This window comes from Sinorhizobium sp. M4_45 (genome assembly GCF_002885915.1).
In the GTDB taxonomy this organism is placed as follows: domain Bacteria; phylum Pseudomonadota; class Alphaproteobacteria; order Rhizobiales; family Rhizobiaceae; genus Sinorhizobium; species Sinorhizobium meliloti_A.
In genome coordinates this window covers 370,118-392,209 of record NZ_NWVE01000002.1, presented here as the reverse complement: position 1 = coordinate 392,209, position 22,092 = coordinate 370,118, and the positions used below count along the sequence as shown (strand labels likewise).

At 62.9% G+C, this 22,092-nt stretch carries 23 protein-coding genes; 10 read left to right on the top strand and 13 right to left on the bottom strand.

Features of this window, described 5'->3' with window-relative positions; genetic code table 11:
* Positions 1-65 precede the first annotated feature (65 nt).
* Complete coding sequence (gene purD / locus CN933_RS07520; protein ID WP_018094403.1) at positions 66-1,337, top strand: phosphoribosylamine--glycine ligase; 1,272 nt, start codon at positions 66-68, stop codon at positions 1,335-1,337.
* Positions 1,338-1,453: 116 nt separating this feature from the next.
* Positions 1,454-1,936: a plant virulence effector HPE1-like domain-containing protein gene (locus CN933_RS07515; RefSeq protein ID WP_018094402.1), complete on the top strand. Its 483-nt coding sequence runs from the start codon at positions 1,454-1,456 to the stop codon at positions 1,934-1,936.
* A gap of 110 nt (positions 1,937-2,046) precedes the next feature.
* Here the strand turns inward: CN933_RS07515 and CN933_RS07510 are convergent, their stop codons facing one another.
* The 4 genes from CN933_RS07510 to CN933_RS07495 form a co-directional block, all read right to left on the bottom strand.
* Positions 2,047-2,562 (bottom strand): 2-thiouracil desulfurase family protein, encoded by a 516-nt coding sequence (locus CN933_RS07510; RefSeq protein ID WP_018094401.1) that lies wholly within the window; start codon positions 2,560-2,562, stop codon positions 2,047-2,049.
* Positions 2,563-2,621: 59 nt separating this feature from the next.
* On the bottom strand, positions 2,622-4,787 hold the full coding sequence (gene glyS, locus CN933_RS07505; protein ID WP_018094400.1) for a glycine--tRNA ligase subunit beta: 2,166 nt from the start codon (positions 4,785-4,787) through the stop codon (positions 2,622-2,624).
* Between the two features lie 91 nt (positions 4,788-4,878).
* The gene (locus tag CN933_RS07500) at positions 4,879-6,813 is read right to left on the bottom strand and encodes a DUF2207 domain-containing protein (protein ID WP_026168544.1); all 1,935 of its coding nucleotides are present in this window, start codon (positions 6,811-6,813) and stop codon (positions 4,879-4,881) included.
* A 117-nt stretch (positions 6,814-6,930) separates the two neighbouring features.
* Positions 6,931-7,479: a LemA family protein gene (locus tag CN933_RS07495; protein WP_018094398.1), complete on the bottom strand. Its 549-nt coding sequence runs from the start codon at positions 7,477-7,479 to the stop codon at positions 6,931-6,933.
* A 239-nt stretch (positions 7,480-7,718) separates the two neighbouring features.
* On the opposite strand from CN933_RS07495, the gene CN933_RS07490 reads away from it, so the two are divergent.
* The gene (locus CN933_RS07490; RefSeq protein ID WP_018094397.1) at positions 7,719-7,961 is read left to right on the top strand and encodes a hypothetical protein; all 243 of its coding nucleotides are present in this window, start codon (positions 7,719-7,721) and stop codon (positions 7,959-7,961) included.
* Here CN933_RS07490 and CN933_RS07485 read toward each other — a convergent pair whose 3' ends face one another.
* The 5 genes from CN933_RS07485 to CN933_RS07465 all read right to left on the bottom strand — a co-directional run bounded on the left by CN933_RS07485 (position 7,962) and on the right by CN933_RS07465 (position 11,395).
* Positions 7,962-8,924, bottom strand: coding sequence for a glycine--tRNA ligase subunit alpha (locus CN933_RS07485; RefSeq protein WP_018094396.1), 963 nt, complete (start codon positions 8,922-8,924; stop codon positions 7,962-7,964). It abuts the gene before it with no gap.
* A gap of 99 nt (positions 8,925-9,023) precedes the next feature.
* The gene (locus tag CN933_RS07480) at positions 9,024-9,215 is read right to left on the bottom strand and encodes a hypothetical protein (RefSeq protein WP_018094395.1); all 192 of its coding nucleotides are present in this window, start codon (positions 9,213-9,215) and stop codon (positions 9,024-9,026) included.
* 148 nt (positions 9,216-9,363) lie between these two features.
* The gene (locus CN933_RS07475; protein ID WP_102761391.1) at positions 9,364-10,230 is read right to left on the bottom strand and encodes a S49 family peptidase; all 867 of its coding nucleotides are present in this window, start codon (positions 10,228-10,230) and stop codon (positions 9,364-9,366) included.
* 138 nt (positions 10,231-10,368) lie between these two features.
* On the bottom strand, positions 10,369-11,139 hold the full coding sequence (locus CN933_RS07470; protein WP_018094393.1) for a tRNA1(Val) (adenine(37)-N6)-methyltransferase: 771 nt from the start codon (positions 11,137-11,139) through the stop codon (positions 10,369-10,371).
* Positions 11,140-11,173: 34 nt separating this feature from the next.
* Complete coding sequence (locus CN933_RS07465) at positions 11,174-11,395, bottom strand: putative signal transducing protein (RefSeq protein ID WP_018094392.1); 222 nt, start codon at positions 11,393-11,395, stop codon at positions 11,174-11,176.
* A 107-nt stretch (positions 11,396-11,502) separates the two neighbouring features.
* Between CN933_RS07465 and CN933_RS07460 the strand changes: the two genes are divergently transcribed.
* The 5 genes from CN933_RS07460 (at position 11,503) to CN933_RS07440 (ending at position 17,604) form a co-directional block, all read left to right on the top strand.
* Positions 11,503-12,519 carry a polyprenyl synthetase family protein gene (locus CN933_RS07460; RefSeq protein WP_010968861.1) on the top strand — a complete coding sequence of 339 codons (1,017 nt, stop codon included), beginning with the start codon at positions 11,503-11,505 and terminating at the stop codon, positions 12,517-12,519.
* Positions 12,520-12,781: 262 nt separating this feature from the next.
* On the top strand, positions 12,782-14,605 hold the full coding sequence (locus tag CN933_RS07455) for a tetratricopeptide repeat protein (RefSeq protein WP_018094391.1): 1,824 nt from the start codon (positions 12,782-12,784) through the stop codon (positions 14,603-14,605).
* 7 nt (positions 14,606-14,612) lie between these two features.
* Complete coding sequence (locus CN933_RS07450) at positions 14,613-15,518, top strand: 4-(cytidine 5'-diphospho)-2-C-methyl-D-erythritol kinase (protein WP_102761390.1); 906 nt, start codon at positions 14,613-14,615, stop codon at positions 15,516-15,518.
* 6 nt (positions 15,519-15,524) lie between these two features.
* Positions 15,525-16,067 carry a molybdenum cofactor biosynthesis protein B gene (gene moaB, locus CN933_RS07445; protein ID WP_018094389.1) on the top strand — a complete coding sequence of 181 codons (543 nt, stop codon included), beginning with the start codon at positions 15,525-15,527 and terminating at the stop codon, positions 16,065-16,067.
* 457 nt (positions 16,068-16,524) lie between these two features.
* Complete coding sequence (locus CN933_RS07440) at positions 16,525-17,604, top strand: hypothetical protein (RefSeq protein ID WP_102761389.1); 1,080 nt, start codon at positions 16,525-16,527, stop codon at positions 17,602-17,604.
* Positions 17,605-17,670: 66 nt separating this feature from the next.
* Here the strand turns inward: CN933_RS07440 and CN933_RS07435 are convergent, their stop codons facing one another.
* Entirely contained in the window at positions 17,671-18,228 is a 558-nt protein-coding gene (locus tag CN933_RS07435; RefSeq protein WP_018094387.1) for a glycosyltransferase family protein, read from the bottom strand.
* A gap of 177 nt (positions 18,229-18,405) precedes the next feature.
* Here CN933_RS07435 and CN933_RS07430 point away from each other — a divergent pair, with 177 nt between their 5' ends.
* Together CN933_RS07430 and rnhB are read left to right on the top strand one after the other, a co-directional pair.
* Positions 18,406-19,563, top strand: coding sequence for a PA0069 family radical SAM protein (locus CN933_RS07430; protein ID WP_018094386.1), 1,158 nt, complete (start codon positions 18,406-18,408; stop codon positions 19,561-19,563).
* Between the two features lie 187 nt (positions 19,564-19,750).
* Positions 19,751-20,401, top strand: coding sequence for a ribonuclease HII (rnhB, locus tag CN933_RS07425; RefSeq protein ID WP_018094385.1), 651 nt, complete (start codon positions 19,751-19,753; stop codon positions 20,399-20,401).
* Positions 20,402-20,640: 239 nt separating this feature from the next.
* Here rnhB and CN933_RS07420 read toward each other — a convergent pair whose 3' ends face one another.
* The 3 genes from CN933_RS07420 to CN933_RS07410 all read right to left on the bottom strand — a co-directional run bounded on the left by CN933_RS07420 (position 20,641) and on the right by CN933_RS07410 (position 22,054).
* Entirely contained in the window at positions 20,641-21,126 is a 486-nt protein-coding gene (locus CN933_RS07420; RefSeq protein ID WP_018094384.1) for a F0F1 ATP synthase subunit B, read from the bottom strand.
* 13 nt (positions 21,127-21,139) lie between these two features.
* Entirely contained in the window at positions 21,140-21,754 is a 615-nt protein-coding gene (locus tag CN933_RS07415) for a F0F1 ATP synthase subunit B (RefSeq protein WP_018094383.1), read from the bottom strand.
* Between the two features lie 72 nt (positions 21,755-21,826).
* Complete coding sequence (locus CN933_RS07410) at positions 21,827-22,054, bottom strand: F0F1 ATP synthase subunit C (RefSeq protein WP_003533642.1); 228 nt, start codon at positions 22,052-22,054, stop codon at positions 21,827-21,829.
* Between the last annotated feature and the right edge of the window lie 38 nt (positions 22,055-22,092).

The window sequence follows — 22,092 nt, the reverse complement described above, 5'->3', positions numbered from 1 at the left end:
TCCTTGACCTCGTCCCGCCTGCCGTCTTAACCGCAGCGCAACAATTCCTGACGGCGAGGATGGCGATGAAGGTTCTTCTGATCGGATCGGGCGGCCGCGAACATGCGCTTGCATGGAAGATCGCGCAGTCGCCGAGGCTGACCAAGCTTTATGCCGCCCCCGGTAATCCGGGCATCGCCGAGGAGGCCACGATCGCAGACCTCGACACGGAAGACCACCAGGCCGTCGTCGATTTCTGCAGGACCCATGCGATCGATTTCGTGGTCGTCGGTCCCGAAGCGCCCCTGGTCGCCGGTCTTGGCGACGTGCTTCGCGCGGCCGATATTCCCACCTTCGGCCCTTCGGCCGCAGCGGCCCAGCTTGAAGGCTCCAAGGGTTTCACCAAGGACCTCTGCGCGAGATACGGGATCCCGACCGGGGCCTATAGACGCTTTACCGATGCCGCGTCCGCCAAGGCCTATGTCCGCCAAGAGGGCGCACCGATTGTCATCAAGGCCGACGGGCTTGCCGCCGGCAAGGGCGTGACGGTGGCGATGAGCCTCGACGAGTCCCTTGCCGCAGTCGACGAATGCTTCGCGGGCGCCTTCGGCGCGGCCGGCGCCGAGGTGGTCGTCGAGGCCTATCTCGACGGCGAGGAAGCCAGCTTCTTCTGCCTTTGCGACGGCAAGAGCGTGCTGCCGCTCGCCTCCGCGCAGGATCACAAACGTGTCGGCGACGGCGACACCGGGCCGAACACCGGCGGCATGGGCGCCTATTCGCCCGCGCCGGTCATGACCGCCGAGATGGTGGAACGGACGATGAAAGAGATAATCGAACCGACCGTCCGCGGCATGGCCGAAAGCGGTCATCCCTTCGCCGGCGTGTTCTTTGCCGGCCTGATGATCACGGAAAAGGGCCCGGAACTCATCGAATACAATGTCCGCTTCGGCGATCCCGAATGCCAGGTGCTGATGATGCGGCTCGAGAGCGACCTCCTGCCGCTGCTCTACGCGGCGGCCACCGGAACGCTCGAGGGGACGAAAGCGGAGTGGCGCGACGACGTTGCTCTGACCGTGGTGATGGCCTCGCGCGGCTATCCGGGCGCCTACGAAAAAAATACACCGATCGAGGCCCTGCCCGACGCGTCCTCCGCGACCAAGGTATTTCATGCCGGAACCTCAATGAAGGAAGGCGGGCTGGTCGCAACCGGCGGCCGGGTGCTGAACGTCACCGCCACGGGAAAGACCGTCGGTGAGGCGAAGGACGCAGCCTATGCGGCGGTTCGCGGCGTTCGCTGGGAGAACGGCTTCTATCGCAGCGACATCGGCTGGCGGGCGGTCGCGCGCGAGACTGCCTGACGGCTTCAGCGAGCGGCGCTGCAGGAAAGGCCGTATCGTTCAAATTTTATGATTTCTCCTGACCGGAAGGTAAGGGGAGACCGCTATTCTCACCTTGACCAATCGAGGAGAGATCAATGCGTTCCCTGCTGATCACAGCCGCTCTCGTCTATACCGCCGGTCCTGCGGCAGCCTCTTCGATCGACAACATCACCTCCGGCGAGGCTGTCAATTCGAGCGTCGCGACGGTTTCCTGCGCGGCCTGCCCGCCCTTGCAGCCAAAGAGGAAGCCTTCCTACGTCGTCCCGGATCTTGCGCCGGGCACGGATCGCGTGGAGCTCAAGGAAATCCATGGAGAGGTGAAGTCGGTCCGCACGGAAGCGTGGCTGGGCGGCTCGCCGGTCATTTTCGTCAACGATGCATCGGATGTCGCGATCCGGGCCGCGGGAATGCAGACCGGCGAACCGGCAGTGGCCGACGTCTCGGCAAGCACCCACCGCGGCGAAATCGCGGAAATCTCCATCGACCATACCGCAAAAACCGCCGCGGTTGCTGCCTCCATGGCCAGCGGCGGTTCACGGAAAATTGATCCGGCTATTTTCGATCTTCGCCTAGATTGATACCATATTATTAACGTTCCCTGCCCCAGTCAGTCGACGTTCAAGGCTGACGGGCAAATTCGCTGCAAAAGCGAGAGGTTGCGCCCCTGAGAGAAGCAGGGGCGTAATCTTTAGAGCGATACCCCAACTTCGTTGCCGGCATCGCCGACCCTTGCGACCAAGGTCTCTATCTCACGATCGGAATAGATTTCGATGCCGTTGGCCCGCAGCAGCGCGGCCGTCACGCCCTCACCCGCAATACGCTCGCCGCTGAACCGGCCGTCATGGATGAAGCGGGAGCCGCAGGATGGACTGCCGTCGATCAGCAGGGCAAACCGGCAATTCGTCTCGCGTGCCAGCGCAAGCGCATTCTCCGCTGCGCGACGAAACTCCGACGTCACATCGCCGCCCGTCTTTTCGAGGACGCGCGTCCTGCCGGCGAGCACGTCGGCGCCCGTCCTGCCCCCTTCGATCTCGGCCGGCGGACGCGGCACCGGCATGCCGGCCGACATTTCCGGACAGATGGTGACGAGCCGCCCTTCCTTCCTCCAGCGATCGATCGCCGGGTGAATGAGCGGCTTCGATGCGCCGTCGTAACGAACGGCATGTCCCATGAGGCAGGCACTGACGAGAATCCTGGCGGTCATGGGCTTTCATATCGGCCGGTCGTCAACGCGGCAACCTGTGCGGTGCAGAGCGCTTCGAGTTACCCCGATATCTTCGAGAAGTCCGCCACCTCACCCGTCGCCGAGCGGATGAGGCCCAGGAGCGCGAGGCGGTTGGCACGGATCGCCTTATCCTCGTCATTGACGAGAACATCGTTGAAGAAATCGTCGACCGGCTCGCGCAGTTTCGAGAGCGCCTCCATGGCCGAGCGGAAATCCTCCTTGACGATCGCGTCGCGCGCATCGTCCGACGCGACCTTGATCGAAGCATGCAGCGTCCGCTCGGCATCGAGCCGGAACAATGCTTCGTCGACGCTCTCGGCGACTTCCGTACCCTTCTTCTCTTCGGCAGCGAGGATCTGCGTCGCACGTTTCGTGCCGGTGAGCAGGTTCCTGCCCTCCTCGGCCGTGATGAAGGCGGTCAGCGCCTCGACGCGGCGGGCTATCATCAACAGATCGTCCGCATCCGGCGCGAGCACCGCATCGATCAGATCGTATCGCGCGCCGAGATCGCGCAGGTAAACCTTCAGGCGATCATGGAAGAAGGCGAGCAGATCGGCGGAAATCTCGGCTGCGATATCCGGACGCTGCGCCTTCAGGGCGGCGAGCGCCACATCGAAACAAGGCAGAAGCGGCAGCCGCGCACTTCCCTCCAGAATGAGCCGGATCACGCCGAGTGCCGCACGGCGCAGCGCATAGGGGTCCTTGGAACCGGTCGGCTTTTCGTCGATTGCCCAGAAGCCGACGAGGGTATCGAGCTTGTCGGCAAGCGCCACCGTTACCGAGACGGGATCGGTCGGCACACGGTCGGATGGTCCCTGCGGCTTGTAGTGATCCTCGATCGCATTGGCGACGGCCGCGCTTTCACCCTGCAGAACGGCATATTTGTGGCCCATGATGCCCTGCAGCTCCGGGAATTCGCCGACTGCCTCGGTGCGAAGGTCCGCCTTGGCGAGCACGACCGCGCGATCGACGGAGGCGGGATCGGCACCGGTGAGCTTGACGAGCGCTGCGGCGAGCGAGCGGATTCGGACGACACGATCGCCCTGCGTGCCGAGCTTGGCATGGAAAGTCACGTTCAGGGCGTCGAGCTTCGCCATGCGCTGGTCGAGAGGCTTTTTCAGATCGAGGCCGAACTTCTCGGCAGACGCCGTCAGCGTTTCGAGATCCGGCAAATCGCCCTGGTCGCGCTTCCAGAAATGCGCCGCGTCGGAGAGCCGCGCACGCACGACCTTGCCGTTGCCGTGGGCGATCTCCCTGCCGCCGTCCTTCGCCTCGATGTTCGAAACGAGAATGAACCGGTTGGACAGCGTTTCGGCGCCGGGCTTGCGCGTGACGAAGCATTTCTGGTTGGTCTTGATCGTCAGTCGGATGATTTCGGACGGGATTTCGAGATAGCTTTCCTCGAAGCTGCCCATCAGCACCCTCGGCCATTCGACGAGACCGGCGACTTCCTCCAGGAGGCCCTCGTCTTCAACGAGCTCGAGGCCGTTGGCGAAAGCGATGTTGTGGGCGTCGGCCGAGATGATCTCCTTGCGGCGCTCCGCATCGATCACGACCTTCGCCTTTTCAAGCTTCTCGGCGTAGTCGGCGAAGCGGCGGACCGTGATCGCCTCCGGCGCGTGGAACCGGTGGCCGTAGGTGACGTTCGAGGCGACGATGCCGTCGATTTCGAAGGGGATCACCTTCGTCTCGTCGTGTTCCGCGCCGAACGTGCAGACGATCGACTGCAGCGGCCGGACCCAGCGAAGACTGCCAGGTTTGGCCGAAGCGGCACCGGAGCGCATGGATTTCGGCCAGGGAAAGTCGCGGATGATCGCCGGCATCACATCGGCGATGATCTCTTCCGCCTCCCGGCCGGGCTTTACGATGTGCGCCACATAGAAATCGCCCTTCTTCGGGTCGTTATGGACATGAGCCTCGCTGATGGAGGAGAGGCCCGCGGCGCGGAGAAAGCCTTCGATCGCCTTCTCGTTCGCGTCGATGCGCGGACCCTTGCGCTCCTCGCGCAGGTCGGCGGAGCGCGCGGTCAGTCCGCGGATGTCGAGCGCCAGCCGCCTCGGCGTCCAGTATTCGCGCGCGCCTTCATAGGTGAGCCCCGCCTCAACCAGAGCGTCCGTCACGAGCTTCTTCAGATCGCCGGCCGCCTTGCGCTGCATGCGGGCGGGGATTTCTTCGGATCGCAATTCAATAAGGAGATCGGGCATGGATTCGAGACTTCGTTCTGTTCCGGAAGGTTGCGGCGGACTTAGCAAGCTCTGGCGAAAATGTCATCACGGCCGGCGAGGAAATCCGCTGTCACCAGCCGCCACCGCCACCGCCGCCACCGCCACCGCCGGAAAATCCGCCGCCGGAAGAAAAGCCCGAGGACGAACTCTTCGCAGGTGGCGGCAAGGAAGACGTCATCGTATCCGCCATCGAACCGGCAAAACCGCCGATCGTGTCGGTGAAGGATCCGGGCCCGAAGCTGTCGCCGTGATACCAGCTCGGCTGATAGGCGGCTGCCGCCGCGCCCGCGGAAGCCGCAAGCAGCCAACGCTCGAAGGTCTCGCTCCAGGGCTTTTCCACACCGAGTGCGACGGCATAGGGGAGCAGGGTCTCGAAATGCCGCGGCGACATTTCCGGCGCGCCCTGCATGTTCAGACGGTCTTTCTCGGCGAGCGTAAGATATTGCCTGAGCCCGTCGATGCCATCCATCATGCGCGTGCCGAGCGGCGTCGGCGCGCCCATGAGGTAATAGAAAAGCCCGTTGACGAGGACGATGCCACCGATGGCGAAGAACAGCGGCAGGTCGCCCGGATCGCTGGCCGAAAAGACGAGCGCGGCGAGAATGCTCGAGAAAACCGTGAACAGCACGAAGCCGATGAAGGCAAGCACGACGATCGACAGAATGCGGCGTGCGAGGCTCGAGCCGCGCCGGAGCGATTTACCGACCGAAACGGCGAAGGCGGAAATGAAGACGGCGAGGAAGACCGGGACGATGACGAAAGGAACGCTGTCCTCGCTCAGGTCGCCGAAGACGAACAGCGCCGCGAGAGTGACGACCGAAAGCACGATGCCGCCAACCACGTATCCGGTATTGGCGCGGTAATACTTGCCGCGATGCTCGCGCTCCATCGCGCTGCGGAAGCCGGAGCCCGCCGCCTGGATCTTCTTGCCGTTCGCCCTGTCGATGGTGAGCTTGCCGCCGGCCGCGTCCACCGCTTTCATCAAGGCCGCTTCGCCGGTCGGCAGCTTCTCGCCGCTTTTGCCCGTGGCGGTGATGACGACCGCCTTCTTCAGGTCTTCGAGGATGACATGCCCCTTGACCGCAAGGTTGAGCGCCGCCGCGGAAAGCGCTGTCCATCCTTCGCCGGAAAAGCCCTTGTTATCGATATAGTTGACGAGCGCGGGCGAGACGCCGTGCGGAGGGTCCCAGCGCGGGACCATGACGCCGCGGGCTGGGTCGCGGCCGACACGCACCCAGGCGCGCCCGTAATAGAGCAGGACGAGGAGGAGGCCGGACCCGGCGATGACGAGGGTCATGTGATCGCGCAGCCACCAGATATTTTCCTGGGAGGCGGTTGGCCGTTCGATGCTGCCCTTGGGCAGCTTGATCGCGACGGTCAATCCCTCCTGCGGGCGCAGCCGGCGCGTGGTCGCGAAGAAGATCTCGTCGCCCTCCTCCACCGCGCGCGCATCCTTTTCGGTCGCGCCGTAGCCGCCGGTAAAGACGTCGAGCGCCTCCGCCTTCACGCCCTTCGGCAAGGTGACGGTGGCGGTCGCCTCCTCGATCGGGAATGCCCATTCGGTTCCGGTCACGTTCCAGTAGAGCTCGTCGTGGTCGTCGAAGAAGCGGATCTGCCGGCTCGTCTCGTAGGTGATCTGAAAGGTGTGTTCGCCATGCGGCAGGAGCACGTCGGCGCTTCCCGTATAGATGCGGATGCCGCCGCTGATCGACTCCGTGCGGTATTCCTCTTCGTCGCCGTCCCGCTCGACGGAGAGAAGGTTGAAGTCGACCTTGCTGCGGCCACCGCGCTCGTCGACGAAGGTCAGCGGAAAGTCGCGGTAGATGCCGCGCCGGATACGGTTGCCTTCGACATTCGCCGTGATCGTCTCGGTGACCGTGAGCGTGCCGTCTTTCGCGACCTCGATGACCGAATGGTAGGCGGAGATGAACTCTTCCGCCGCCGCGACGAGCGGCGCGGCAAGAACGAAGGTGACGAGCGCAAGCGCCGCGAAAAGCCGCCTCATCGGGATTCCCTTTTTCAGGCCCACCGGAGCACTTCCAGATAAGTATTTAACGGTTTTCCGTCCGGAAGTGCGCGGTTTCGAACCGATAGATCGTTTTATTGATTCAGTGAAATTGATCTAGAACTTGACCGACGGAACCGCGCGGTCCGCCTCGTTGGTGATCTCGAAATAACTGGCCTTGACGAAGCGAAAGGCGTTGGCGATCAGGTTCGACGGGAAGCTCTCGACCTTGACGTTGAGATCGCGCGCTGCGCCGTTGTAGTAGCGCCGGGACATTTGGATCTCGCCCTCGATCGTTTCCAACGAACGCTGGAGTTCTGCGAAATTCTCGTTGGCCTTCAGGTCCGGATAGGATTCGGCGAGCGCGAAGACGCGGCCAAGCGCCTGCGAAAGCGCGCCTTCGGCCGCAGCCCGCGCCGCGACATCGCCTTCCGGCACCGCCTGAGCCCGGTTGCGCAGCGTAACGACCTCCTCGAGCGTCGACTTCTCGTGAGCGGCGTAACCCTTCACCGTCTCGATCAGATTCGGGATGAGATCGGCGCGCCGCTTCAACTGCACGTCGATGCCGGACCAGGCCTCCTCGGCCATCTGCCGCGCCTTGACGAGACCGTTATAGACGAAGACGAGATAAAGAATAACGGCGACGCCAATTGCCAGCCCGATCATCAAACCCTCCTTTGGATCACGGCGATCCTACTGCATGTTTTCTTAAATTCTATTCGATTCAAGAACAAACCGGTCAGCAATTCAAAGTTCTACAGCGGCCGATCACAAGACCGACCCCAGCCCCTGCCGAACGGGTGGTGCCGACGCCTGCAGCCTCAGGCTGTTCCACCGGTAACGGCAACGCGTCGGCGGATGCTCGATAGTCTATCCATCGAACAACCACAACGCTTAGTGCCGCCATGAACACGCCCGTGAGCTTCATCAACGTGATCGCCTTTGCCGCCCTTTTCGCGACCCATGCAAGCGCGGGTCCCATCGAAAGGCCGAGCGGTGTGCGCCGCGCGCTGCAAATCTATGCCGGCGAGTTGTCGAGCGTCAGAGCGCCGGCGCCGAAGTGGCGGCTCGACGGGAGCGAGCACTTCTGCTCGCAGCAATCGGACCCGCTTGCCCCCCGATGCCGGAGGACCTCCGCGACCTCCTGATCAGGCCGCTTCCCTGTTCCAGTTGGCGCCGCCGGCCTCGGTCAGCAGGAAGGCTTCGCCGCAGGCTTTCGCGAGCGTACGCACGCGCAGGATGTAGCTCTGGCGCTCCGTCACCGAAATCACGCCCCGGGCATCCAGAAGGTTGAAGACGTGGCTCGCCTTGATGCACTGGTCATAGGCGGGGAAGACGCATTTGTGCAGGCGGTTGTTGCTGGAGTCATCAGGCGCACCGGCGGCCAGCAATGCCAGGCATTCCTTTTCCGCATCGATGAAATGCTGATGCAGCATCGCCGTGTTGGCGTATTCGAAGTTGTGCCGCGAATATTCCTGCTCCGCCTGCAGAAAGACATCGCCATAGCTGATCTTCTCGGCGCCCTCGCGGCCGTTGAAGTTGAGGTCGTAGACATTGTCGACGCCCTGGACATACATCGCCAGGCGCTCGAGGCCGTAGGTCAGTTCGCCGGAAACCGGAGAACATTCGATGCCGCAAACCTGCTGGAAATAGGTGAACTGCGACACTTCCATGCCATCGCACCAGCATTCCCAGCCGAGGCCCCAGGCGCCGAGCGTCGGGCTCTCCCAGTCATCCTCGACAAAACGGATATCGTGCAGCAGCGGATCGAGGCCGATGGCCTCGAGCGAGCCGAGATAAAGCTCCTGCAGATTGGAAGGGTTGGGCTTCAAGATCACCTGATACTGGTAATAGTGCTGCAGCCGGTTGGGATTTTCGCCGTAGCGACCGTCGGTCGGGCGCCTCGACGGCTGCACATAGGCGGCGCGCCATGGCTTCGGCCCGAGCGCCCTGAGGGTCGTCGCCGGATGGAACGTGCCTGCGCCGACCTCCATGTCGTAGGGCTGAAGCACGGCGCAACCCTTGTCGGCCCAATAGTTGTGCAGCGTCAGGATCAGAGCCTGAAAGGAGCGCTTCGGGTTCATGTGGTCCGGGAGGGGTGCAATCGTCATGGGATCCGGGTCCGAATTCGTCAAGATTTGCGGGGACAGGTGCCATGCCGCAGGGCGAGGGTCAAGCGCCTTCACCCGCCGGTATTCCGTCAGGCAGCCTCATTCGTCGTCGCGCTTCAGGCGGTACTCGCCGGTCTCGGCGTCCTTGACGAGCGTGCCGTTTGCGCCAGTCTCGCGCTGCCGGCGCAGGCGCTCACGCTGACGCGTCAGCTTCTCGGCGTCTGCGACGAACTTGCGATAGCCGATCCAGGCGATGACGGCGATAATCAGAAGCAGGATGATCTGCGGCATGGTTCCTCCTCTGCATATCCCTCCGATGGAACGATGGCGCGAGGGGATGCAGCAAATCGCAGTGTTAGCGCGCTCATGCGGTACTGGCCAGATGCTGCCGCGAGACCGTTCTTCAAAAACACACGCTCACGCAAGAAACGGGGCCGGTTCAAAGACCGAAACGCGCCCAAAGCGCCCGTTCCTCGACGGCGTCGACAAGACCTGCAGCCGCGGTTGCGACGAGCGGCCCCGCGATTGCTCCGGCTACGGCTGCTCCGGGCTGACGTCGCCCGAAGAGGCTTCGGGCCGGCTGGATCAGCTCGAGCCGCGCTTTTTCTCCATAGCGCTTCTTCACCTCGCCCCGCATGTCGCCGAGAGCGTCGACCAGGCCGAGTTCCTGGCCACGTTGCCCCGTCCAGAACAGCCCCGAGAAAAGATCGGGATGGTCGGCCAGGAGCGAACCGCGCCTGCTCTTGACCATCTGGATGAAGATGTCGTGGATCTCGAGCTGCAGGCCTTTGAGAAATTCGATGTCACGCTCCTTCTCCGGCTGGAAAGGATCGAGAACGACCTTGTTTTCGCCCGCCGTGTAGACCCGTCTCTCGACGCCGATCTTCTTCAGGAGATCAGGGAAGCCGAAGCCGCCCGAAACGACGCCGATCGAGCCGACGATCGAGGTCGGATCGGCGATGATCTCATCGCCGGCCAGTGCGATCATGTAACCACCGGACGCCGCCACGTCCTCGACGAAGATCAGCACGCGCTTCCTCTTCTCCTGCGCGAGATCGCGGATGCGCTGATAGATAAGACGGGACTGCACCGGCGAACCGCCCGGAGAGTTGATGGAGATGGCAACGGCGGGTGCCTCCTTGACGGAGAAGGCCTTTTCGAGCAGCGGCGCAACCGTCGCAAGATTGAGAGCCGGGCGGAGCGGGCTGCCGCCGGCCATGATTGCGCCATGCAGCCTGATCGCCGGAATCGTCACACCATCCCTGCGGAAGCGCTTCGGCATCAGCTTTCTGAAGAATCCGGCCATTTCAACTCCTGCCCGCTGCAATCTCTGCATATCCTCTTAAATCCTAGCCGATTTAAGAACAAAGACATGCAACAATCCAAATCGTCGTCGTGCATGTATGCATTGGCGTCGCAAACGCAATGCCCTGCTTACGGTTAATCATCGGCGATGATAGGCCGCGCGACCATTGTTGAGATCGTCGACTTCGGGCGAGAAGCGGTGTCCCTCCCCGTGCATCACGAGCGGCGCGCGCAGCGCCAGCCGCTTGCGGCTCTGCTTGATCGCGGATACGAGGATGCGCACGGCATTTTCGCCTGCCCGCGGCAGAAGCGGGGTGATCTCTATGCCGCCGAAGCGGCGGCCGCAGGCCTCGATGATCCCGGCGATCGATTCGGGCCGGGCGATCAGGGAAAGCTGCCCGCCCGGCTTCATGATTGCTCCGGCCGTTTTGATCCACGCTTCGAACACGTCGCCGCTCATCGCATGGGCCTCCGCCTTCAGCCGGTCGGGCGTCCTGCGATCCGCGGCGTCGTTGAAGGGTGGGTTCATGATCACGTGGTCGAATGTGTCGTCCGGAAGACCCGCGCCCGCGCGCGCCTTGCCGCTCAGCGCGACATCGGCCTCGAGCACCGAGACACGGCCGGCAAGGTGCGCGTTCTCAGGCAATGCGAGGCTGCGGCGCGCAAAATCCGCCATGACCGGCGAACGCTCGACCAGCAGCACTTCGGCCTCCTCGATCCGCGACGCGACGGCCATGCCGGCCGCACCGGCGCCGGCGCCGAGATCGGCGACGCGGCACGCCCTGCGGCAGGAAACGAGGGATGCGACCAGCATCGCATCCATTCCCGAACGGTGCCCCTGACCCAGAGGCTGGATCAGGTGGAACCTGCCGCGGTGGAAAGCATCCACCGTCTCCGGAATTCCCGTCATGCCGCTTTCCGCCTCGCGGAAGGGCCACAGCCGATCATTGCCGCAATTCCAATTCGAGGCCCGCATCGATCAGAATGCGCCGCGCCCGGTTGGCATCGTCCTCGGCGACCAGGAAGCGCCGCGGCAGTAGGCCGAGCGATCCTTCGAGTATGCTCATGTCCTGATCGGCGATGAAGCATCCGATCCCGGCATCCTTCATCAGGCTTTCCGCAAAGGAAAGAAGGACGGCATCATTGGTGCGGATCAGCTCTTTCATCCGGCTCTATTTTCCTGTCTTAAAGCTGCGGGCGGGACAATTCGCCTCTTGCCGCCCGAAGCCCCTCTTTCTATTGTCGAACCCGCAACGAAACAGGAGTCCGGGCGTTGGGCGTAGTGATACCGCTGGAAGACAATAAAAACAAACAGGCATCTGTGAAGCCGCTTGTCGACCTGACGCTGTCCGACATGGAGCGGGTCAACCAGCTCATTCTTTCCAAGGCGGGTTCCGACGTCCAGATGATCCCGGAAGTCGCCAACCACCTGATTTCCTCGGGCGGCAAACGGCTCCGGCCGATGCTGACGCTCGCAGCCGCTTCGATGTTCGGCTACGAGGGCGATGGTCACATCAAGCTCGCGACCAGCGTCGAGTTCATGCACACGGCGACCCTTTTGCACGACGACGTGGTCGACGAGAGCGATCTGAGGCGCGGCAAATCGACGGCGCGGACGATCTGGGGCAACCAGGCAAGCGTGCTCGTGGGCGATTTCCTGCTCGGGCAGGCTTTCCGGATGATGGTCGACGTCGGTTCGATCGATGCGCTCGACGTCCTTTCGACCGCCGCATCGGTAATCGCGGAGGGCGAGGTCCTGCAGCTTTCGGTCGCCAAGAACATGGAGACGACCGAGGACGACTATCTGCAGGTTATCCGCGCCAAGACCGCGGCCCTCTTCGCCGCCGCCTCCGAGGTCGGGCCGATCGTCGCAGGCGGAAGCAAAGCCGACCGCAACGCGCTGAAGTCCTACGGCACCAATCTCGGCCTCGCCTTCCAGCTGGTCGACGACGTTCTCGATTATGGCGGAACGTCGAGCGATCTCGGCAAGAATGTCGGAGACGATTTTCGCGAAGGCAAGATCACGCTGCCGGTCATTCTCTCCTATCGCCGCGGCACGCCGCAAGACCGGGCCTTCTGGCGCGAGGCGATCGAGGGCGGCGCAAGCGACGCGGCAAATCTCGAAAAGGCGCTGGGTCTCATCCGTCGCTACGGCGGCCTTACGGATACGATCGCCCGTGCCAAACACTACGGTACGATCGCCCGCGACGCGCTCGCGCCGCTACCGGCTTCCCCATGGAAATCGGCGCTCGTCGAGGTGATCGATTTCTGCATCGATCGGGTAAGCTGAGCCACTTCATGTTTCCTTGCATCGCGGCCGATCCAAGGGCAGAAACATGCAGCAATTCAAAGTGTTGCCGCGAGGCTTACGCTTCCGGCACGGGACCCGGCGCCGCAGCAGCGGCGGACGAAGACCTCTCCGGAGGATTTTCTTGCCGCGCTGCGCCAAAAAAGCCATTCTATTCTTGAAGACTTGCGCCCGATTTCCAATCGGCTCCGGGCCAACCAGCGGTGGCGTCTCGAATCGTACCACCGGCAATGAAAGGTTTGATATGCGGCAGAATACATTCCTTCGCCTTCTCAGCGGCGCGGCAATGCTGGTTCTTGCAACGGTGACCGGCAACCAGCAGGCCTTTGCCGAGGAGAAGGCGCCGGTCGAAGACGCCGAGCCTTTCGACATCAGGAGCGTCAACACCTTTGCCGGCGCATTCCTTGCGGCGCGCACGGCAGACGTCGATCGCGACTTTGCGGCGGCAACCGAACTCTATCGCACCGCACTCAGGTTCGAGCCCGGCAATAAGGATGTCAAGCAGCGGCTGATGATCACGCTGCTGATGAGCGGCAAGTTCGATGAAGGCGCCAAGATCGCCGAAGAGCTGAAATCGGATCCCGCCGTCGAAAGGATCACCACGGTGGTCCGCGCGATCGAAGCCATCCGCAAGCGAGAATACCGCAACGCGCAAAAGCTCTTGAACTACGACGGTCCGAACGATCTCGACCGGCTGATGAGCTCGCTGCTTTCCGCCTGGGCCAAGTTCGGCCAGGGGCGACCGAAGGAAGCGCTGGCGCAGATCAAGAATTTGGATGGCCCGGAATGGTTCCGGATCTTCAGGAACTATCATGCCGGGGCGATTGCGCTTGCGGCCGGCGACAAGACGACGGCGCGCGCCCGGCTCAACGACGCCATTCTTGACCGAGAAGGCGGCGGCGCTGCGCCGGACACTTTCATGCGGGCCGTCGAGGCGCTGGCGCGATTCGAAGCGCGCGAAGGCAACAAGCAGAAGGCGTTGGATACGATCGCCGTCGGCGAAAGCCTCGTCAACAACTACACTCCGCTCGAGGCGCTGAGGAAGAGTGTCGAGGAAGGGAAGCCGCAGGAGCAGCAGGTACGCAACGCCGTGCAGGGTGCGGCCGCCGTTCTCTTTTCGATCGGCGGCGCGCTCAACCGCGAGGGCGCGGAAGACATCGTTTCGCTCTACCTTCAGACGGCGCGTCGGCTCGACCCGGACAGCGCCGATATTCTCGTGATGCTCGGCGGGATCGCCGAAAACCTCAAAAAGCCGGAAGAGGCGATAGCGCTTTACAAGAGCGTGCCGGAGAGCTCGCCGATGCGCCGCCTCTCCGAACTTCAGCTTGGTCTCAGCCTCGCCGGCATCGGCAAGGTAGACGAGGCGAAAAAGCATCTCAAAGGGCTGATCGACGTCGATCCCAAGAACATCCGCAACTATCTCGCCTATGGCAGCGTGCTTTCCGACGCCAAGGACTACAAGGAGATGGGCGAGCTCTACGACCGTGCGGTCGCCGCGATCGGCCCCGTGCCGAAGCGGAGCGACTGGACCGTCTTCTTCCAGCGCGGCATTGCCTACGAACGCCAGAAGCTCTGGGAAAAGGCCGAGCCGAACTTTCGCAAGGCACTGGAGCTCAACCCGAATCAGCCGCAGGTTCTGAACTATCTCGGCTATTCCTGGGTCGACATGAACATCAACCTCGAGGACGGGCTTGAGATGATCCGCAAGGCGGTCGAGCTCAAGCCCGACGACGGCTATATCGTCGACTCGCTCGGCTGGGCCTATTTCCGCATGAACCGGTTCGACGAGGCGGTGACCGAGCTCGAGCGCGCTGCCGAACTGATGGCCGGCGACGCGACGATCAACGACCACCTCGGCGATGCCTACTGGCGCGTCGGCCGCAAGCTCGAAGCCGTGTTCCAGTGGAATCAGGCGCTGGAACTGAAGCCCGAGGAAGCGGAAATTCCGAAGATCAAGGCGAAGATCGAAAACGGTCTGCCGCCGCTTAAGGAACCGGTCCCGGCCGCGGCGGATGCCAAGGAAATACTGCCGAAAAAGACCGAGGCAGCGCCGGACAAGAAGTCCTGACCGTAACATGCAGGCAGACGGCATTCCGGGCTTCGCACTGACCTTTGCGGCGCCCGCCAAGATCAATCTCGCGCTGCACGTCGTCGGGCAGCGCGCCGACGGCCACCATCTGCTGGAAAGCCTCGTGACCTTCGCCGAATGTGGCGATCGGGTCGGGCTGACCGCGGCGGAAAGGGACCGTTTCACGGTGTCGGGCCGCTTCGCCACCGACCTCTCAGCCGAGGGCAATGGTGGTAATCTCGTGCTCCGCGCCCGGGACCTGTTGCGGCGCGAGCTTTCGGCGCAGGGTGGAATGGCCGGCCCGGTTCATCTGCATCTCGAGAAGAACCTGCCGATAGCATCGGGGATCGGCGGCGGCTCGGCCGATGCCGCCGCGACTCTGCGCGGGCTGCTGTCGCTCTGGGGCGCGACCGTCGAAGCGGCAAGGCTCGACAGCCTTGCGCTGCAGCTCGGCGCGGACGTTCCGATGTGTCTCGACCGAGGCCCCCTCGTCGCGAGAGGCATCGGCGAAGAGATCACGCCTTTTCCCGAGCTGCCGCCCTTCGACGTCGTCCTCGTCAACCCCCTCGTCGCGGTCTCCACGCCGGTTATCTTCCGATCGCTCGTCAGGAAGACCAATCCTGCGCTGGTCTTGCCTGAAGATGCCCGCTCGACTGCCGAATGGCTGACGGCCATGGCGGCCATGCGGAACGATCTGGAGCCGCCGGCACGTGCGCACGAGCCGATGATCGAAACCGTCTCGAAGGCACTGCACGATGCAGGCGCCGCGCTCGTGCGGATGTCCGGCTCAGGCGCCACCTGCTTCGGACTGTTCACGGGGACGAAAAGCGCCGAGCGTGCCGCTGAGACCATTTCCGCCGACCACCCGCGATGGTACGTTCAGGCGACGCGAACCGCGGGAAAATCAGGATAACGCCAGATGCCCGGCCTCGATGAAAGACGTCCCTTCATTCCCATCGGCATCGCCGTGCTCACGGTCTCGGACACGCGCACACGCGCGGACGACAAGTCCGGCGATGTGCTCGAAGCGAGAATACGGGAGGCCGGCCACCGGCTCGAGGCGCGGACAATCGTTCCCGACGAGCGCGAGAAGATCTACGGACAGGTAAAGGCCTGGACGCTCGATGCCGCGATCGACGTCGTCATCACCACCGGGGGCACCGGCTTCACGGGCCGCGACGTGACGCCGGAAGCGCTGGAGCCGCTCTTCGAGAAGCGCATGGATGGCTTTTCGGAGGTGTTCCACCGGATCTCCTACGAGAAGATCGGCACGTCGACGATCCAGTCGCGAGCCACGGGCGGGGTCGCCAACGCGACGTTCATCTTCGTCCTGCCCGGATCCCCCGGTGCCTGCAAGGATGCCTGGGACGAAATCCTGAAGCAGCAACTCGATTACCGGCACATGCCGTGCAATTTCGTCGAGATCATGCCGAGACTCGACGAGCACCTGAAGCGCGGCTGACGAAATTCATGTTCCGTTTGGAACAGCCCAGCGCCCAGAATCCCGTTAATTTGCCTCCGTCGGCTTGGCTCGGAGCGGGCAAGGCAAGCACCGTTTAATTGCTTCGAGCGAATGTCCGGCCTCTTTTCCGGGGCAATATCGGGAAAAGAGAGAATGCTACGACGTGCTGCCCGTTCGCAACGGTGGGCCTGCATGGCAAGACATTTTCACAGACGAATATTTGCATAAACAAGGTCATTTGAGAGCCACTTTGGGGGGTACCGCAAGGTACGCCCCATTCTTGCTTCGGAGAAGAGGCTCAGCTCGGGGCTACCACCGGCATATGATGGCTTCTCATCGCCGGAGAAAGCCCATTCCTGTTTACCGACTCGGAGCCCCTTTTCCCGGTTTTCATTAACGACGCAGGCGCGCCGCTCGAGGCTCCGCGCCGCGACCCCGCGAGGGTAAGGAGGAGGTCATGGGAACGGCAGAGCATACATATTCGAAAACGGATTGGCCTGCGGCCGAGATTCCGCTGGGGCTGCGGGCGCTCTACGAAAGTCGGCGCAAAGAAGAATGGCAGGCAACGGTGGACAAGCTGGACGCATTGCGCCAGTCCTTCGCGGAGCAGCGACGGCATATCATTGCACCTGAACTGCGCGACAGGATCAAGAATGTTGCAAGGTCGGGCTTGCGGGACGATCCGCGCGGCCCCGGTCTTCGATACAGGTCGTTCGTGGAGGCCAGGAATGCCGACCTTGATCTGAACGCGCTCAAACGGCTTCATAAGCGCGCCTATGGCGAAGTCGGCGCGTTGGTGAAGAGCCCTGAAGCCTTCCACCGCCACGAAACGGTGGTCGGCAGCGTGACCGACATCTTCAAACAGCCACCGATCGTGTATGTCGCGCCCGACCCGGACAAGGAAAAGCTGTTTCTCCCGCCCTTTGGAGGCTGCTGGGACAGACTCGATCAGAATCAGGCAACCGGCGACGGGGCAATCGTGGAGAACAGTTCCTATCTGGACTGTGCCGGCCGGTTTGGATCGAAACTGATCGCCCGCAACAGCGATGCCTCCGACGTGGATCTTCTCTGTGCCTATCGGGAGAACGGCTATCTCGTGCCGTTCAAGACGCTTCGCACCGGGATACTGCAAGTCAAGGCCGACCTGTCGGCCCTCATCTGCCGCCATCACATCTCGACCTACGACGAGTTCGGGTGGTCCGACTTTCACGCGACGACGCGCGGCCGCCTCGTGTTGGCTGTGTTCTGGAACTGGGAGGATGTCGAACCGGCGAACGAGGTGAGCGACCAGTGGTTCGCCTCGGGCCTCGACTGCAGCGGCGATGGCGAGAGCTTCCCCGGCACCTCAATCCAGGCCGTTCCTGGGGAACGAAGAATCATCAACCTCTTCACCGAGATGGCCTTCCCCGCTGGCCGCGAGCTCTGGATCTATGTCGGCGTGGCCGATCGCATCTGGGCACTCCTCAATGACGTCAGCATCGACATTTCGATCGACTCGGCCTGGCAATTGAACTCGCTTGCAGTCCGCTCGCTCTGACAACAACGATGCCATTTGGGTCCCCCGACACCTCGGTCGGGCCCGAATGGACAACCTATCGCAAGCTCACATCTTGGAATCAGGCGTCCGATGCCGTTCACCGGTCGCCCGGTTCTCCATTGCGACCCAGGCTGGGACGAGCTCGGTCGCAAGTTTGCGGGCAGCTCGTCCGCTCGTAAGGCGGCTGAGCGGCATCTTGCCGCGCGCAGCCGCGACCGCATCACCCTTCGGCATCAGAAATCCGGACTCCAGCGGCGGCGACCTGTGCGCCAGGCGCTTGAGAAGCGGGCGCTTATGCATTCGCGAGGGAGAAAACTGCGCCGGGCTCCTGTTCAGAGAGACGTATTCGGCCAATTCATCCACCCAGCGACCGATGGGGCGGGCACCAGGCTCCAGCAGCATCAGCCACTCGCCGCGGGCCGAACGAAGGACATCGCCGAGATCCCAGTCGAGGCAGAAGCGGCAGCCAGCAGCATCCGCGATCCTGGGACAGCCGTCGGTCGATCCGTGGTCCAGGATTATGACATCGCTGACGAGCCCTTCCACCGCACCGGCAACGAGCGCCGAGAGCGTCTGCGCGAGCTCCGCTTCGTTGTCCTTCGTTTCCATGATGACCGTCAGCATAGGCGTTCCTACCGCATCGCAGCGCAGATTGCTACAAGCGCCGTTCCGCGCAGGGTGCGGGATGATCACGGAGCTTCCCCGGACCTGCGCTGAATATTTGTTCTTGCTTTGTTCCCTTTTCTGCGCTAGGAAAATAATCAGCACCAAGCGAACCGAGCATGGTTCCGGGAGATTTCGATGAGCGATCTGTCTCAACTCAAGCAGGGCGTCTATGCGCCCGGCAACAGCGCGGATGTGGCGGAGGCCCTCGTCGCCGGAACCGGCATTAGAATCGACGTCGATCGTCGGCGCGGCCGCGGTGCCGCCCTCAACATCTCCGGACGCTTCGAGCCGATGACGCGCGAAGTCTTCGATGACGGGTGGCAAACGCTCGAGGAGCTGCCGCCGTTCAAGACCGAGGTCCAGATAGAAAAGCCGAAGACCGCGATCACGCGCAACGATTCTCCCGATATATCTTTCGACCGATCGATCAACCCCTATCGTGGCTGCGAGCACGGCTGCATCTACTGCTTCGCGCGCCCTACGCACGCCTATATGGGGCTCTCGGCAGGGCTCGATTTCGAAGCCAAGCTCTTCGCCAAGCCGGACGCGCCACGTCTTCTCGAGCGCGAACTGGCGAAGCCGGACTATAAGCTCCGTCCGATCGCGATCGGCACAAATACCGATCCCTATCAGCCGATCGAAAAGGAATGGCGGATCATGCGCCAGATCCTGGAGGTGCTCAAGGACGCCAATCATCCGGTCATGATCGTTACCAAATCGGCCATGGTGACGCGCGACATCGACCTGCTGGCACCGATGGCGGAAAAGGGGCTTGCCCGGGTCGGGATTTCCGTGACCACGCTCGACCGGAAACTGGCGCGCAGCATGGAGCCGCGGGCGTCGACGCCCACCAAGCGGCTGGAGGCGCTACGCGCAATTTCCGAGGCCGGCATTCCCGCTGGCGTTCTGGTCGCGCCGATCATTCCGGCGCTGAACGACCACGAGATCGAGCGCGTGCTCGATTCGGCGAAGACGGCCGGCGCCTCGGATGCGAGCTACGTCCTCCTCCGGCTTCCGCTGGAGGTGAGCCCCCTGTTCCGTGATTGGCTTCTCAGAAACTATCCGGACCGCTACCGGCACGTCATGTCGCTCATCCGTTCCATGCGCGGCGGCAAGGATTACGATGCCGAGTTCGGTAAACGAATGAAGGGCAGTGGACCTTACGCCTGGCAGATCGGCCGTCGATTCGAGCTGGCGGCCAAGCGGCTCGGCCTCAATCTGACGCGCCGGCAATTGCGCAGCGATCTCTTCGTGCCGCCCCTCGGGATGGGGGTTCAACTGTCGCTGCTTTGATGCAGACCGTTTCGACAGGCTATCGCACCGGAGATTGAACAAACGTCGCGATCTCGACCGCCGATGTGCCTTAAAACTTCCAGTGTCCGCCCCTTGCCTCGGGGGCGGTGCTGGTCTTCCCCGGCAACCGCCGCAAACCGAGCCGGGGACTTGAAGGGAATCGGGCGAGTATGCCAATGTCGCCCGCATGACACGCAGCAAACAGCCCGATTCCCCTCTTTTCCCTCTTCCGCCGGCCGTTCCGGATTTCACGTTCGAACGCGCGGCGCAGCGCGACGGTCTCTGGCCGGTGGCGGGCGCCGACGAGGCCGGACGTGGCCCGCTCGCGGGCCCTGTCGTCGCTGCGGCTGTCATCCTCAATCCGGAGGCGATCCCGGCGGGCCTCAACGATAGCAAGCTCTTGAGCGCGGAGCAGCGCGAGGCATTGTTCGAGGAGATTCTGGCGACGGCGACGGTCTCGATCGCCTCGTCCTCGTCGGCCCGCATCGACACGACCGACATACTGAAAGCCAGCCTCGATGCGATGCGCCGCGCCGTTCATGGCCTGGAGCTGGCGGCCCGCATCGTTCTCGTCGACGGCCGCGACGTCCCTCCCGGGCTTACCTGTCACGCCAAGGCCATCGTCAAAGGCGACAGCCGCTCGGTGTCGATCGCCGCCGCATCGATCGTTGCCAAAGTCACCCGCGACCGGATGATGGCCCGGGCCGATGCAACCTTTCCCCTCTACGGCTTTGCCCATCACGCGGGCTATGCGACGGTGAAGCATCGCAGCGCGATCGAAAGCCACGGCCCCTGCTCCCTGCACCGCATGAGCTTCCGCCCGTTCCGACAACTGTAGTCGACCCCGGCCCTGGCTTTGATCGGGGGCGTAAACCGGAAGCTTTCTTCCGCGCCGCGCAAAGCGGCTCCGCGGCCTTCATCCAGGCTGTAGGCATGAGCGTCCGTCCCGGCAAGGGCTTGGTCGACACGATCAAAACCGCTGAAGCCGAAACCCGGGGACTGTCGGAGACAACCTCCCATGCGCCCAACGAAAAAACCCCGCCGAAGCGGGGCCTTGAATCTCGGTCGAACCGACTCTCAGTTCAGGCGTGACTTGACCTCGCCGAGCGCCTTCTTGAAGAGCGACTCCTGAGCGCCTGCGTCGGCCTTGCTCGCGATCACTTTCTCGGCTGCGCTGATTGCCAGGTCTACGGCAGCAGCACGAACCGCATTGATCGCATCGCTTTCGGCCTGCTTGATCTTCTGTTCGGAAAGTGCCGTGCGGCGCGCGACATATTCTTCGGTTTTCTGCCTTGCTTCCGCCGTCAGCATCTCTGCTTCGCGCTGGGCAGCGGCGACGATGCTCGCGGCTTCCGCCTCGGCATCCTTGCGCTTGCGCTGATATTCGGCAACGAGGCTCTGCGCTTCCTCGCGCAGACGCTTCGCTTCCGCCAGTTCGTTGCTGATCTTGTCGGCGCGGGCGTCGAGTGCCTTGCCGACCATGCCCGGAACCTTGAGATAGGCGATGAGGGCAAAGAAGAGAATAAGGCCTACGAGGGCATAGAAAGTCGCATCAAGAGCCATTGTTCTCTTATCCTCAGTTGCCGGCCGAAGCCTTGAACGCCGCAGCGATCTCGGACTTGGTGACGGTTCCGCCGATCAATTGCTTGACCACGGCCGTAGCAGTTTCCTCGGCGATGGCGCCGACATCGGCAAGCGCTTTTGACTTGATGTCGCCGATGCGCGCCTCTGCGGCGGCAATCTTCTTCGCGAGCTCGGCTTCGACACCGTCGCGATCGGCCTTGGCCTTCGTCTTGGCAGCTTCGCGTGCGGTGTCCGCAATCGAATGGCCTTTTGCCCTTGCGCCTGCCAGTTCCTGCTCGTAGGCGGCGATGGCCGCATCGGCCTCGCCCTTCAGACGAGATGCCTCGTCGAGGTCCTGAGCGATCCGGTCATGGCGCGTCTCGAGGATACCGCCAATGCGGGGGATGATGACTTTCGACATCAGGAGATAGAAAAGCCCGAACGTAATCGCAAGCCAAAGAAGCTGCGAAGCGAAATGGGTCGAATCGAAGGGCGGGAACACGCCGGAGCCATGCTCGCCTTCGTGGGCCACACCCGTTTCGGTGTGCACCTCACCGGCCGCAGCGGCATCGTGTGCTTCGGCGCCTTCGGTGGTGGATGACTGGGCGTATGCCGCGGTCACAAACATGCTCACCTCCAGGTGCACTCAAGAATATGCGCGGCCGCGGCCTTTCGGCCGCGGCCAAAACTTCTGCCGATATCAGACGGCGAAGAGGAGGAGGAGTGCAATGAGCAGCGAGAAGATGCCCAGAGCTTCCGTAACGGCGAAGCCGAAGACGAGGCGGCCGAACTGGCCGTCAGCTGCCGACGGATTGCGCAGAGCGCCGGACAGGTAGCTGCCGAAGATGTTGCCGAGGCCGAGAGCCGTGCCGGCCATACCAAGGCATGCAAGACCTGCACCGATGTACTTTGCTGCTTCCGCTTCCATGATTGACTCCTTCGAAATGGTGTTGCGGCTTAGGATTT

Bases quoted from the DNA above. Each gene is read 5' to 3' on its own strand.
- CN933_RS07470 (WP_018094393.1), bottom strand. From the start codon at position 11,139: ATGACGGGAATTCCGGAGACGGTGGATGCTTTCCACCGCGGCAGGTTC.
- CN933_RS07420 (WP_018094384.1), bottom strand. From the start codon at position 21,126: ATGGCTCTTGATGCGACTTTCTATGCCCTCGTAGGCCTTATTCTCTTC.
- CN933_RS07475 (WP_102761391.1), bottom strand. From the start codon at position 10,230: ATGGCCGGATTCTTCAGAAAGCTGATGCCGAAGCGCTTCCGCAGGGAT.
- glyS (WP_018094400.1), bottom strand. From the start codon at position 4,787: ATGCCCGATCTCCTTATTGAATTGCGATCCGAAGAAATCCCCGCCCGC.
- CN933_RS07435 (WP_018094387.1), bottom strand. From the start codon at position 18,228: ATGCTGACGGTCATCATGGAAACGAAGGACAACGAAGCGGAGCTCGCG.
- CN933_RS07415 (WP_018094383.1), bottom strand. From the start codon at position 21,754: ATGTTTGTGACCGCGGCATACGCCCAGTCATCCACCACCGAAGGCGCC.
- CN933_RS07515 (WP_018094402.1), top strand. From the start codon at position 1,454: ATGCGTTCCCTGCTGATCACAGCCGCTCTCGTCTATACCGCCGGTCCT.
- CN933_RS07500 (WP_026168544.1), bottom strand. From the start codon at position 6,813: ATGAGGCGGCTTTTCGCGGCGCTTGCGCTCGTCACCTTCGTTCTTGCC.
- CN933_RS07430 (WP_018094386.1), top strand. From the start codon at position 18,406: ATGAGCGATCTGTCTCAACTCAAGCAGGGCGTCTATGCGCCCGGCAAC.
- CN933_RS07455 (WP_018094391.1), top strand. From the start codon at position 12,782: ATGCGGCAGAATACATTCCTTCGCCTTCTCAGCGGCGCGGCAATGCTG.
- CN933_RS07510 (WP_018094401.1), bottom strand. From the start codon at position 2,562: ATGACCGCCAGGATTCTCGTCAGTGCCTGCCTCATGGGACATGCCGTT.
- CN933_RS07440 (WP_102761389.1), top strand. From the start codon at position 16,525: ATGGGAACGGCAGAGCATACATATTCGAAAACGGATTGGCCTGCGGCC.
- CN933_RS07450 (WP_102761390.1), top strand. From the start codon at position 14,613: ATGCAGGCAGACGGCATTCCGGGCTTCGCACTGACCTTTGCGGCGCCC.
- CN933_RS07480 (WP_018094395.1), bottom strand. From the start codon at position 9,215: ATGCCGCAGATCATCCTGCTTCTGATTATCGCCGTCATCGCCTGGATC.
- CN933_RS07410 (WP_003533642.1), bottom strand. From the start codon at position 22,054: ATGGAAGCGGAAGCAGCAAAGTACATCGGTGCAGGTCTTGCATGCCTT.
- CN933_RS07465 (WP_018094392.1), bottom strand. From the start codon at position 11,395: ATGAAAGAGCTGATCCGCACCAATGATGCCGTCCTTCTTTCCTTTGCG.
- moaB (WP_018094389.1), top strand. From the start codon at position 15,525: ATGCCCGGCCTCGATGAAAGACGTCCCTTCATTCCCATCGGCATCGCC.
- CN933_RS07485 (WP_018094396.1), bottom strand. From the start codon at position 8,924: ATGACGATTGCACCCCTCCCGGACCACATGAACCCGAAGCGCTCCTTT.
- purD (WP_018094403.1), top strand. From the start codon at position 66: ATGAAGGTTCTTCTGATCGGATCGGGCGGCCGCGAACATGCGCTTGCA.
- CN933_RS07490 (WP_018094397.1), top strand. From the start codon at position 7,719: ATGAACACGCCCGTGAGCTTCATCAACGTGATCGCCTTTGCCGCCCTT.
- rnhB (WP_018094385.1), top strand. From the start codon at position 19,751: ATGACACGCAGCAAACAGCCCGATTCCCCTCTTTTCCCTCTTCCGCCG.
- CN933_RS07495 (WP_018094398.1), bottom strand. From the start codon at position 7,479: ATGATCGGGCTGGCAATTGGCGTCGCCGTTATTCTTTATCTCGTCTTC.